Source organism: Rhodopseudomonas palustris (genome assembly GCF_013415845.1).
Classification (GTDB): Bacteria; Pseudomonadota; Alphaproteobacteria; order Rhizobiales; family Xanthobacteraceae; genus Rhodopseudomonas; species Rhodopseudomonas palustris_F.
The window spans coordinates 3,835,021-3,847,281 of record NZ_CP058907.1; the positions used below are offsets into that span (position 1 = coordinate 3,835,021).

Consider the following 12,261-nt stretch of genomic DNA (forward strand, 5'->3'; position numbering starts at 1 on the left):
TTACAGCGCGCCGCGCAGCGTCAGCCAGACCGAACGACCCGGCGCGATGAACACGAACGGCGAGTTCGATCGATAGAACGCGTCGTAATAGGTGGTGTTGAAGATGTTGTTGACCGACAACTTGGCGGTCATGTGTTTGTCGACTTTGAATTCGACAAAACTGTCGAACCGCCAGTGCTCGGGCAGCACGTTGCCGTTGATCGCCGCAAAGGTGCCGCCGTAGATCTTGGAGGCGTACACCGCCTGCCCGCCGACTTCCCAATGGTCGTCGAACTTGTACTTGGTGAGCAGGTTGAACGACTGATGCGCGATGTTGGCGAGCTGCGCGCCGACCGAATTCGGATCGATCGACTGCAGCACCTTGGTTTCCATCAGCACCAGGCCGCCGAACACGCTCCAGCGGTCGGTAATCTTGCCGGAGGCTTCGAGGTCGATACCGCGGACCCGATAGACGCCGGTCGACAGGATGTTGTTGCCGACGGTTTCGCGGGCGTTCGACTTCTGGGTTTCGAACAGCGATGCGGTCAGCAGCAACCGGCGATCGAACAGCTCCCATTTGGTGCCGACTTCCGCCGCCTTGTTCATTTCCGGCGGCAGCGCCTGGAAGGTGGCGTTGTTGACCACAAGGCCGCCGTAAGCGGTGCCCGAGGCGTCGAGTTCGGCGCCGACCGGGTTGGTCGAGGTCGCGTAGGCCGCGTACAGGCTGGCGTAAGGCAGCGGCTTCACCACCGCGCCGAGATTGTAGTTCCACATCCCCGACTGCACCGCGGTGGAGGTCGCCGCGGTGTGTCCGGTGATGTTGTAATCGTCGTAGCGCAGGCCGCCGTTGAGGATGACGACGTCGTTCCAGTTGGCGGTCTCGATCACATAGGCCGACTTGGTGTCGACATTAATGAAGGTCGGGTTGTAGGCGCGCTGCGGCTGGGTGGCGAACTCGAACAGGTTCGGCGGCGCCAGCAGCGGCACGGTGATGCGACCGCCGCTCTGGAAGCCGGCGAGCTCCGAGGTGAGGCCCGCATAGGTGTCGCGCATCACGCTTTCGCGCGAGATTTCCGCACCGCCGACCATGGTGTGCTTCACCCCGCCGACGTCGAACTTGTAGGTCAGGTCGGTCTGGTTGGCGAGCACGTCGGTGGTCTGATAGCGGCTCTGCGACGCCAGGGAGACCGTGGTGGCGGTCGGATTGCTCGGCAGCGTGCCGATATAGTCGAGCACCGAATGCGCGGCGCGCGAGCGGTTGGTCAGGGTCAGATCCGGCGTGATTGCAAACTCGCCGGTGACCGTGCCGAAATCCTGCTTGGCCTTCTGGAAGTCGCGATTGACGAAGCCGTAATAGGTTTCGCGCGGCACGTTGACGTCGGTCGACGGCCGGCGCAGCGCGGTGTTGTACGGCACGCCGAAATCCGGGAGGCCGTCGAGATCGGTGTGGACGTAGTTGGCGGTGACCTTGATGGCGTCAGTCGGCGTCCACTTCACCGCGGCCAGCGTGCCCCAGCGGTCGTCGGTGACGTAGTTGCGACCGGCGACCTTGGCGTCCTGGTACAAGCCGTCGACACGCACCGCCAATGTCGGGCTCAGCACCTGGTTGACGTCCACCGTGACGCGCTTGGTGGCGTCGGAGCCGAACGTGGTTTCGGCCTTGGTGAAATTGCCTTCGGTGGTCGCCTGCTTGGTGACGATGTTGATGGCACCACCCGCGGTGCCGCGGCCCGCCATGGTCGAGGCCGGGCCGCGCAGGATCTCGACCTGCTCGGTGAAGAAGTTCTCGCGGATCGAGATCGCCGGATCGCGGATGCCGTCGATGAATACGTCGTTGCGGGCATCGAAACCGCGGATGAAGAAGCGGTCGCCGAAGGCGTTGCCGCCCTCCCCGGTGCCGAGCGTGACGCCGGCGGTGGACCGCGCCACTTCGCGCAGCGAGGTCGCGTTCTTGTCCTCGAGCAGTTCCTTGGTCAGCACCGTCACGGTGCGGGGGGTGTTGAGCACCGGCTCGGTGAACTTGGTGCCCGACAGCCGGTCGACCTTGTAGGGCGCGGCCGCATCCGCATAGGGGTTGCGATCCGCCGACAGCGTGCCGGCATTGGGAAACGGTACCGGCTGCACCTGGGTCGGCTGCGTGCGGCGGGCCGCCCGGCGCAGCGCGGTGCGGGCACGCACCTGATCAGGCGTTGCGCGCGCCGCAGCCGGCTTCGGCCGAGCCACCGGGGCATCGACGGTCACGGCCGGAAGACTCGACTGCTGCGCTTCGGCGCCGCCGATCGACGCCACCGCGATCATGCCGGCCACCGCCGACACCTTGCGGCCATGATGGCCGTCGAATTCGCCGAACGTCCGAAGCGTTGCTTCCGCTCGCAACGACCTCGGTGCCTTTGCCCCGTTCATCCCACGCCCCCAGATGCGCTGCCGCTAATCAAGTGCAACAAAGGTTGTATCGAGCGGGGTATCGAGGGTCAACGAAGCGTCACGATCGACAAGATGGAATAGTTCAAGATCAAAATCATTCTAAGAAAACGCCTCCGTAAACATCCGGAAGCGCGACACATCTCGGTAATTCAGCACCTCGAAGTGATCGATTGTTGCTCACTTCATGAGCAGATCCCGATGCAAGGGAACAGCGCTGCGGACATCACGTTGCGCGTGCGGGCACGCAAACCTGAGGGCTGACTTACTCCTCGGGGCTCGGCGGCTTCATCAACGAGAACATCTCGTCGACGGTCTGCTGCGCCGTGAGTCGCACCCGCTCGGTATCCACCATCCCGTCGATGCGGATGCCGCGGACCACCGCGCGGATCTCGTCGCGAAACTCGCTGAGAAATTGCAGCGGATCGCGCTGCTCATTGGCGACGCGCGCAATCAGCCCGGTGATCAGGATCTGGCAGGCGATCATCCGGCCGTTGAGCTCTTCCATTCTGTACTCCGGTCGCGCGGCAGCACATTCCCCCTGCCGCATCGAGCGCCGTGGTATGGCCGAGCTGCGCGCAACTGACAATTGGAAGAGTTCTTAACTGGGGGCTTAGGACCTGCCCGTGCCCACGACCGGCGAGCGATCGATGGCGCTGCCGCACCCCACTTCCGCGCCCGCTTGATGAACCCTGCCGCTCCATGAAAGTTTAGCAATGTCATGCGGTTTGTGATGTGCTGGCGGCAATTGCCGCTATAGTTACCCCTCAATCCAGGCAATCACCGCCGCGCGGGCTGAACCGGTCGCCAGAAGCCGTCACCGCCGGCCGAACATCGGATCGGGCATGAACAAACCCGGCGCCTATCGCAGGGCCTTCGTTGTCGTGTGCCTGCTGCTTGCAGCGGGCGGTTCTTATTGGGGCTGGCAACGCGTCCAGAGCGGCCGCTCCGCGGCGCCGGGCGGCACCCCGCAGGCGCAATCGGGTACCTCCACGCCGAAGGCCGGCGCCGGCCGCACCGCAGCGGTTCCCGTGACGGTGGCGACCGCGCAGAAGGCCGACTTTCCGGTGTATCTGAGCGGGCTTGGCACCGTGCAGGGCTTCAATACCGTTCTGGTCCGCAGCCGGGTCGACGGCCAGCTCGACAACATCGCCTTCACCGAAGGCCAGATCGTCCAGGCCGGCGACCTGCTGGCGCAGATCGACCCGCGGCCGTTCCAGGCGACGCTGGACCAGGCCAAGGCAAAGAAGGCGCAGGACGAGGCCAATCTCGCCAACGCCAAGCTCGACCTCAGCCGCTCGGTGCGGCTCGGCGAGTTTGCCACCAAGCAGCAGACCGACACCCAGCGCTCCAACGTCCAGCAGCTCACCGCGCAGATCGAGGCCGACGAGGCCGCGATCGCCAACGCCCAGACCCAGCTCGATTACGCCACGATTAAGGCGCCGATCTCCGGCGTGACCGGGCTGCGCCAGGTCGACAAGGGCAACATCGTCAACGCCTCGAGCCAGACCGGCATCGTCACCATCGCGCAGATCGAGCCGATCGCGGTGATCTTCACGGCGCCGGAAGAGCGCGTGTTCGACATCAACCGCGCCCTCGCCGCACGCCCGCTCCAGGTGATCGCGCTCTCCACCGACGCCAAAACCACGTTCGCCGAGGACGGCACGCTCGCGGTGGTCAACAACCAGGTCGACAGCAACAGCGGCACGGTGCGGCTCAAGGCGGTGTTCGCCAACAAGAACCACGCGCTGTGGCCCGGCCTTTCGGTGCAGACCCGGCTGCTGGTGAAGACCTTGAAGGACGTCGTGGTGGTTCCGAACGATGCGGTCCAGCACGGCACCGACGGGCTGTATGCCTACGCGGTCGATGCCGACAACAAGGCCGAGCTGCGCAAGCTGGTGGTCGGCCCCGCCAACGACCAGAACACCGTGATCGAGCGCGGCCTTGAGCCGGGTGACCGGGTAGTGGTCGGCGGCCAGTACAAGGTCAAGCCGGGTACGCGGCTGGCGTTCAAGGTCGCCGACAACGACCCGGCGGCGCCGGCGCAGCCCAAGCCGGCCGGGAAATAGCCATGGACCGGAGCATCTCGGCGCCGTTCATCCGCTACCCGATCGCGACCTCGCTATTGATGGCGGGGATCCTGTTCCTCGGCCTGATTGCCTATCCTGCGTTGCCGGTGGCGCCGCTGCCGCAGGTCGACTTCCCGACCATCCAGATTTCGGCCAGCCTGCCCGGGGCCAGCCCCGAAACAATGGCCTCGTCGGTGGCCACGCCGCTGGAGCGTCAGCTCGCGCAGATCCCCGGCATATCGCAGATGACGTCGACGAGTTCGCTGGGCTCGACCGCGGTCACCATCCAATTCGACCTCAACCGCAACATCGACGCCGCCGCCAACGACGTCCAAGCGGCGATCAACGCCGCCGGCGGCCAGTTGCCGAAGAACCTGCCGAACCCGCCGACCTACCGCAAGGTCAACCCGGCCGACGCGCCGATCCTGATCCTGTCGGCGACCTCCGACACCCTGCCGCTGACCACCGTCAGCGACAACGCCGACGCCAAGATCGCCCAGCAGATCAGCCAGATCACCGGCGTCGCCCAGGTGTTCATCGGCGGCCAGCAGAAACCGGCGATCCGGATCCAGGTCGATCCGGCCAAGCTGATGACCAAGGGGCTGTCGCTCGAGGACGTCCGCGCCCAGATCGCGATCACCACCGTCGACAGTCCCAAGGGCACGCTCGACGCGCCGAACCGCAGCTACACCATCTACGCCAACGACCAGCTCACCGAGTCCAAGGACTGGAACGACGTCATCCTCGCTTATCGCAACGGCGGCCCGCTGCGGATTCGTGACGTCGGTCATGCGGTGACCGGCCCGGAGGACGCCAAGACCGCGGCCTGGGCCAACGGCAAGCGCGGCGTGTTCCTGGTGGTGTTCAAGCAGCCCGGCGCCAACGTCATCGACACCGTCGACCACATCAAGGCGGAACTGCCGCGGCTGGTGGCGGGCATTCCGCCGGCTATCAAGGTCGAGGTGATCAGCGACCGCACCACCACCATCCGCGCCGCGGTCGAGGACGTACAGTTCACCCTGCTGCTCACCATCGCGCTGGTGGTGATGGTGATCTTCCTTTTCCTGCGCAGCTTCTGGGCGACCATCATCCCCAGCGTCACGGTGCCGCTGGCGCTGCTCGGCGCCTGCGCGCTGATGTGGGCGGCCGGCTACACACTCGACAACCTGTCGCTGATGGCGCTGACGATCTCGGTCGGCTTCGTGGTCGACGACGCCATCGTGATGCTGGAGAACATCGCCCGCCACATCGAAGAAGGCGAGAAGCCGTTCACCGCGGCGCTGAAGGGCGCGCGCGAGATCGGCTTCACCATCGTGTCGATCTCGATCTCGCTGGTCGCGGTGCTGATCCCGCTGTTGTTCATGGGCGGCATCATCGGCCGGCTGTTCCGCGAATTCGCGGTGACGCTGGCGATGACCATCGCGGTGTCGATGCTGGTGTCGCTGACACTGACGCCGATGATGGCATCGCGCTTCATGCGGCCGGCCACCGAGGTGCGCCACGGCCGGATCTATCAGTGGATCGAAGGCGCCTTCGAGGCGATGCTGCGCGCTTATGAGCGCGGCCTCGACCTCGTGCTGCGTTGGCGCTTCACGACGCTGATGGTGTTCTTCGCCACGGTGGGGCTGTCCGTCTATCTGTTCGTGGCGATCCCGAAGGGCTTCTTCCCGCAGCAGGACGTCGGCATGATCACCGCGACGTCGGAAGCCGCGCAGGACATCTCCTTCACCGGGATGAAGCAGCGCCAGGAGCAGCTCGGCGAAATCGTGATGGCCGATCCCGACGTCGACAGCGTTGCGATGTTCATCGGCGGCAGCGGCACCGCGCTGAACACCGGGCGAATGTTCATTACGCTGAAGCCGCGCGACGAGCGCTCGGGCAGCGCGCAGGAAATCATCGCGCGGCTGCGGCCGAAGCTGGAGAAGGTCGAAGGCGCGCGGCTGTTCATGCAGGCGGCGCAGGACGTCCGGCTCGGCGGCCGGCCAACCCGTACCCAGTTTGAATACACCCTGCAGGACGCCAACCTCGCCGAGCTCAACGAGTGGGCGCCGAAGGTCTTGGCCAAGATGCAGTCGCTGCCGCAACTGCGCGACGTCGCCACCGACCAGCAGACCGAAGGCACCACGCTGACGCTGACGATCGACCGCGACACCGCCTCGCGGTTCGGCATCAAGCCGCAACTGATCGACGACACGCTGTACGACGCGTTCGGCCAGCGCCAGGTGACGCAATACTTCACCCAGGTGAACACTTACCGGATCATCCTGGAGGTGCTGCCGGAGCTGCAGGGCCGGCTCGACACGCTGAACCAGATCCACATCAAGTCGCCGACCAGCGGCGATCAGGTGCCGCTGTCGACGTTTGCGAAATGGACGACGGTGCCGGTGCGGCCGCTGTCGATCAGCCACCAGGGCCAGTTCCCGGCCACCACGATCAGCTTCAATCTGGCGCAGGGCGTCGCGCTCGGTCAGGCGACCGAAGCGGTGCAGGCGGCGATGGCCGAGATGGGCGCGCCGCCGACGCTAACCGGCAGCTTCCAGGGCACCGCGCAGGCGTTCCAGCAGTCGCTCTCGACAGTGCCGCTCTTGATCGTCGCGGCGCTGGTGGTGGTCTATCTGATCCTCGGCATCTTGTACGAGAGCTACATCCACCCGCTGACGATTCTCTCGACCCTGCCCTCGGCCGGCGTCGGCGCGCTGGCGATGCTGATGCTGTTCGGCTTCGACTTCAGCCTGATCGCGCTGATCGGCATCATCCTGCTCATCGGCATCGTCAAGAAGAACGGCATCATGATGGTCGACTTCGCCATCACCGCCGAGCGCGACGAGCACCTCAATCCCGAGCAGGCAATCCGCAAGGCAGCGCTGCTGCGCTTCCGCCCGATCATGATGACCACGATGGCGGCGATGCTCGGCGGCGTGCCGTTGATGCTCGGCACCGGCACCGGGTCGGAGATCCGCCAGCCGCTCGGCTACGCCATGGTCGGCGGCCTGCTGGTCAGCCAGGCGCTGACGCTATTCACCACCCCGGTGGTGTATCTCTATCTCGATCGCCTCTCCAACGCGCTGACCAACTGGGGCCGCACCCATATCCCGGTCGACGAGGACGAAGACGACCGCGTCCAGCGCGCGGCGGAGTGAGGTCGAGCGCAGGTGAGCGAGGCCGTCCTCGCTCCAGCGGCTTCATCGCGAGCCTTCCAGAAATGGATTCTCGACCCGCAACGAACCGAAGGTACGGCCGTGCTGCAGGTCTTCGCTGTACAGCACATCGCAGCCAGCCTCCTGCGCGGCAGCGACGATCAGCGCGTCGTAGAAGGACAGCAGATGGTCGCGCGCGAGCGCAACTGCAGCGACGTGAGTGCCCAGAGTGATCGGACGCACGTCATCCAGCGCGGCGCGAAACTGCTCGAGCGCCATCTCGATCTGCGGCCAGTCGTGCCGCAGCTTGCGGCGCGCCACGTGGACGAATTCGTTGAGCACCTGAACGCTGGCAAACCCGCCCTGCTCCAGACAAGCGGCGGCGGTTGCTTGCCGCGGGTCCGACGTCGTGGAGTAGACCAAAATATCGGTATCGAAGAACGCCCTCACAGCTCGTTCGACTCGTCGCGATCGAACTTGTAATCGGGAGGCAGCGTCCACCTAAGCTTGGAAAGCCGCTCCACCGCTGCTTTCCGCCTGTCCTCCTTCTCGACCACCAGCGTCCGCTCGACGACATCGACCACATTCAGCTCGTCGCCCTCCTTCAGCTCGAGCCTGTCGACCAGCGCATTGGGCAGTCTGACGGCGAGGCTATTGCCCCATTTGGAGACCTTCATCGCACCCTCCATGGCCCCGGCAAGAATGTATATCATAGGCAGGATATACGTCGTTTCAACCGGAGCGAGCGCGTGCTCGCCGACCCGCCCTGTCGGCTACTGCAGTCTCCACTCCAATCTCCCATCTGTCGCGAGCAACCCTCTTGCGGGCCGGAGCCGACGCAGCTAGAAGACCCGCACACCCGAGGCGCGTCGCGAGCCACTCACGCCGCGCCCGGCACCGTGTCGAGTGTGCCCCGTGCATCACTCCTAAATGCCTGATCCGTCAGCGCATTCTCGGTGGGGAATGGTGTAATGGTAGCACAACAGACTCTGACTCTGTTTGTCTTGGTTCGAATCCAGGTTCCCCAGCCAGTTCCGGCCTAGGCCGATTGAAAATCCAACGGTTCGACCTATTGTTCACCAGTCGCTGACAAGCCGCGCCGCGCAGAAGGCACCGGCCGGGTGAGCGTTGATGACCGATACCAAACCAGACATCTCGCTGCTCAAGCGCGCGCTCGATCGCTTGATCGAAGGGCTTACACGTCGCGACGTGATCCAGCGCGACGCGGTGCGGGTGCAGGTCGGCTACGCGGACGCGCCCTAAGCTGCGCGCCTCAGCCCTCTCCCACCGCCTTCGCCAGCACCAGCGCGTCGATCTCGTCGGCACGGTAGCCGGCGTCCAGCAGCACCTCGCGGGAATGTTCGCCGAGGCGCGGGGATGGGCGGTGAAGGTTGGGCGGGGCTTCAGAGAAGCGCGTCGCCGGGCGGGCCTGGCGGATCCTGCCTTCGCTCGGGTGATCGATCGCGGCGAACAGGCCGACCGCTTTGAGATGCTCCTGCTCGCCGATCTCGCTGATCTTGGCAAACGCCGTGTGCGGCACGTCGAGGCGCAGCAGCAGCTCTTCCCATTCCGCGGTGGTGCGGGCCGGTGCGATCTCGGCCATCGCCGCATAGATCCGGTCGATGTTCTCGGCCCGCGCCACCGGATCGCGCACGTGCAGTTCGTCGATCAGTTCGGAGCGGCCGACCGCCTCGAAGAACGCGCACCAGTTGTCGCCGGAATACGGCAGCATCGTCATCCAGCCGTCCTTGGTGCGCACCGGCTTGCGCTCCTTCATCCGCTTGTAGCCGGACGGGCCGATCGGCGGATCGAACGCGTAGCCGCCAAGCATCTCGATGCTGTTGAAGCCGGCGATCGTCTCCAGCATCGGCACTTCGACCAGTTGGCCCTTGCCGGTGCGCTCGCGGCTGAACAGCGCCGCCGATACCGCGCCGGCGAGCGCCTGGCCGCAGATCTTGTCGCCGACCAGGCTCGGCACGAATTGCGGCTCGTCGTCCGAGCCGATCGAGGACGCGAGGCCCGAAGCCGCCTGGATGATCTCGTCGAATGCCGGCCGCGCCGCCCATGGCCCATCCTGGCCGAAGCCGGTCGCCGCGGCGTAGATCAGCCGCGGATTGAGCGCCGCGCAGGCCTCGTAGCCGAAGCCAAGCCGCGCCATCGCGGCCGGGCGGACGTTGGTGAGCAGCACATCGGCGGTCGGGAGCAGCCGCTGTAGCACCGCCTTGCCGTCGGGGTGCTTGAGATCGAGCGCGAGGCTGCGCTTGTTGCGGTTCACGGCCATGAACTGGCCACTCATGCCGCGGTTTCGAAACAGCCCGGTGTAGCGCCACATGTCGCCGTCGAGCGTTTCGATCTTGATGACGTCGGCGCCCCAGTCGCCGAGGATCTGCGCCGCATAGGGGCCGAACAGCACGCTGGTGAGATCGAGAATGCGGATGCCGGCGAGCGGCCCGGTCGGTGCGGTCATGGACTCAACAATGTGGTTGAAGGGAATAACTCAAGGTCGACGGCGCGCGACGCTATTCAGCTGGATGGGAGCGGCGAGCCGCCCTCTCCCATCCAATCGCGTCGCGCAACTACTCACTCAGTACGTCGCCGAACAGCTCCCAGGAGGTGCCGTTGAAGCGCGCCATCTGCAACTGCCGGATCGGCGTGCGCTGGTCGGGCGACATCTGCAGCTTGATGCCAGGCAGCAGCATCGGCAACTCAACGCCATCGAGCGACTCGATCTGCTTCATCAGATTTGCCCTGGTGAGATCGTCGCCGGCGCGACGCAGCACCAGCTCCATGATCTGCGTGATCGTGTAACCGTAGACGTTGAAGATATCGGCCGGATCGGCACCCGCATTGTAAGTCGTCATCCAGGCGCGCCATTGCTGCATGCCGGGATCATTGGCCCAGCGCGGATCGCCCGGATCCTTGACGTAGGCGCCGGTGACGATGCCGACCGCATTCTCCAGCCCCGCCGGCTTGAGTACCGAGCCGACCGAATTCGAAACCGCGGGCAGAATGATCTGCGGCTTCCAGCCGAGCTCGGCGGCCTTCTTGATCACCTGCGCGGCGAATTTCGGCGTGCACTCGTTGAACAGCACGTCGGCGCCTGCGGCCTTGAACTTGACGATCTGGGAGTCGACGGTCGGATCGGTGGTTTCATACACCGCCTCGGACACGATCTGGTTCACATGGTCGCCGAGCCCTTCCTTGAAGCCGGCGAGATAATCGCGGCCGGCTTCTTCGGCCGGCGTGATCACCGCAATTTTCGCATTCGGCTTGTTGGCGAGAATCCACTTCGCGTAGATCCTGCCCTCGGTCTTGTAGGTCGGCTGCGAGCCGGTGGTCCACGGGAAGTGCTTGGCGTCGTTCCAGCGCGTGGCGCCGCTGAACGGCAATAGCTGCGGGACCTTCTTGATATTGAGATACTTCTGCACCGCGATGTTCGGCCCGGTGCCAAGGATCGAGAACATCGCCAGCACTTCATCGCTTTCGACCAGCCGGCGGACCTGCTCCACCGTCTTCGACGGCGAGTAGGCATCGTCGAGGCTCAGCAAGTCGACCTTGCGGCCGTTGATGCCGCCCTTGTCGTTCAGCATCTTGAAGTAAGCGGCCTCGGCGCGCCCAATCGTCGAATAGGCCGACGCCGGTCCCGAATACGGCATGGTCTGGCCGAGCTTGATCAGGCTGTCGCTGGCGCCGGGGTCATAGCTGCCGCCGGCGAGCGCTGGGCCGGCGCTGAGCACTGCAAGCAGCGCAGCCGCGGCGACGATCGTTGTATGCCGAAAGAATTGCATGCGGGGTCTTCCTCCATGGTCCGGTCGCATCGTCTTGTCGCGATGCTGTCCGGTCTTCACTCCCTCGCGGCTGTGGCGGCCGCTCGCGCTGCATATTGCAGACGCCTGTTATGGGTCAGCGCTCGGCTCACCGGTTGGCAGGAAAGATACATCCTTCCCTCGCGTTGAGGCGTGCGATCCCGTACGCATCTGCATGCGAATTTCGCAGGCTCGGATGTGCGAGCGGCCACCCGTCCGGTCGCGCGCCGTCAGGTCGCGCGCGGCCGGACGTACACGTCGTAGCGCACGGTCTTGCCGGCGATCTGATGCGAAGGTTTACGCGAGGCCGGCGGCGCGGCAGCGCGCAGCGGCCATTTCAGCACGACGCGGCCGCAATCGGCCGACAGTGCAGCGGCCAGAAGCTCGCTAACATCCGGATCGGTGCCGACGAGGTCGCGCAGCAGCCGCATCTCCTGCTTGACCAGCGCTGTCTTGGTCCGCGGCGGATGCATCGGATCGATGGTGATGACGTCGGCCTGCAGCGTCGGCAGCAGCACACGGGCATCGCCGTGCAGCAGCGTCATCCGGCCGATGATCGCTGCGAGCTCGTCACTCTCGGCGCGAGCAGCTTCGAGCGCGTCGGCAAGCAGTGCGTGCACCTCCGGCACCCGCTCGATCAGCGTCACCGTCGCGCCCATCGACGCGAGCAGGAAGGCATCGCGGCCGAGACCGGCGGTGGCGTCGATGACATGCAGGGAGCGCGTCGGCGACAGGCCGGTGGCCTTGAGCAGCGCGTGGCTACGTCCGGCCTGGGTGCGGAAGCGATAGCCGACCGCGCCGCCGACGAAATCGACGGCAGGCGCGGTCCGGGCCGTTTCGGCCATTGTG

The 12,261-nt window shown here is 65.4% G+C and carries 10 protein-coding genes and 1 tRNA gene; 4 read left to right on the forward strand and 7 right to left on the reverse strand.

The window, feature by feature from the left end; all coding sequences use genetic code 11:
- Both HZF03_RS17535 and HZF03_RS17540 read right to left on the reverse strand, forming a co-directional pair.
- On the reverse strand, positions 1-2,382 hold the full coding sequence (locus tag HZF03_RS17535; protein ID WP_107356301.1) for a TonB-dependent receptor: 2,382 nt from the start codon (positions 2,380-2,382) through the stop codon (positions 1-3).
- A gap of 283 nt (positions 2,383-2,665) precedes the next feature.
- Positions 2,666-2,908 carry a hypothetical protein gene (locus tag HZF03_RS17540; protein ID WP_119017240.1) on the reverse strand — a complete coding sequence of 81 codons (243 nt, stop codon included), beginning with the start codon at positions 2,906-2,908 and terminating at the stop codon, positions 2,666-2,668.
- 337 nt (positions 2,909-3,245) lie between these two features.
- On the opposite strand from HZF03_RS17540, the gene HZF03_RS17545 reads away from it, so the two are divergent.
- Together HZF03_RS17545 and HZF03_RS17550 are read left to right on the forward strand one after the other, a co-directional pair.
- Entirely contained in the window at positions 3,246-4,469 is a 1,224-nt protein-coding gene (locus HZF03_RS17545) for an efflux RND transporter periplasmic adaptor subunit (RefSeq protein ID WP_119017241.1), read from the forward strand.
- A gap of 2 nt (positions 4,470-4,471) precedes the next feature.
- On the forward strand, positions 4,472-7,609 hold the full coding sequence (locus HZF03_RS17550; protein WP_011159023.1) for a multidrug efflux RND transporter permease subunit: 3,138 nt from the start codon (positions 4,472-4,474) through the stop codon (positions 7,607-7,609).
- 42 nt (positions 7,610-7,651) lie between these two features.
- On the opposite strand, the gene HZF03_RS17555 is transcribed toward HZF03_RS17550, so the two are convergent.
- Positions 7,652-8,056, reverse strand: coding sequence for a PIN domain-containing protein (locus HZF03_RS17555; protein ID WP_119017242.1), 405 nt, complete (start codon positions 8,054-8,056; stop codon positions 7,652-7,654).
- On the reverse strand, positions 8,053-8,283 hold the full coding sequence (locus HZF03_RS17560) for an AbrB/MazE/SpoVT family DNA-binding domain-containing protein (protein ID WP_119017290.1): 231 nt from the start codon (positions 8,281-8,283) through the stop codon (positions 8,053-8,055). Before HZF03_RS17560 ends, HZF03_RS17555 begins: the two co-directional genes overlap by 4 nt.
- A gap of 280 nt (positions 8,284-8,563) precedes the next feature.
- On the opposite strand from HZF03_RS17560, the gene HZF03_RS17565 reads away from it, so the two are divergent.
- Together HZF03_RS17565 and HZF03_RS24570 are read left to right on the forward strand one after the other, a co-directional pair.
- Positions 8,564-8,637: transfer RNA gene (locus tag HZF03_RS17565), tRNA-Gln, on the forward strand.
- 100 nt (positions 8,638-8,737) lie between these two features.
- Complete coding sequence (locus HZF03_RS24570) at positions 8,738-8,869, forward strand: hypothetical protein (protein WP_276510743.1); 132 nt, start codon at positions 8,738-8,740, stop codon at positions 8,867-8,869.
- A gap of 10 nt (positions 8,870-8,879) precedes the next feature.
- Here the strand turns inward: HZF03_RS24570 and HZF03_RS17570 are convergent, their stop codons facing one another.
- The 3 genes from HZF03_RS17570 to HZF03_RS17580 all read right to left on the reverse strand — a co-directional run bounded on the left by HZF03_RS17570 (position 8,880) and on the right by HZF03_RS17580 (position 12,257).
- On the reverse strand, positions 8,880-10,073 hold the full coding sequence (locus tag HZF03_RS17570) for a CaiB/BaiF CoA transferase family protein (RefSeq protein ID WP_119017243.1): 1,194 nt from the start codon (positions 10,071-10,073) through the stop codon (positions 8,880-8,882).
- A gap of 109 nt (positions 10,074-10,182) precedes the next feature.
- On the reverse strand, positions 10,183-11,394 hold the full coding sequence (locus HZF03_RS17575; RefSeq protein WP_119017244.1) for an ABC transporter substrate-binding protein: 1,212 nt from the start codon (positions 11,392-11,394) through the stop codon (positions 10,183-10,185).
- A 248-nt stretch (positions 11,395-11,642) separates the two neighbouring features.
- Complete coding sequence (locus tag HZF03_RS17580; protein ID WP_119017245.1) at positions 11,643-12,257, reverse strand: class I SAM-dependent methyltransferase; 615 nt, start codon at positions 12,255-12,257, stop codon at positions 11,643-11,645.
- Positions 12,258-12,261 lie beyond the last annotated feature (4 nt).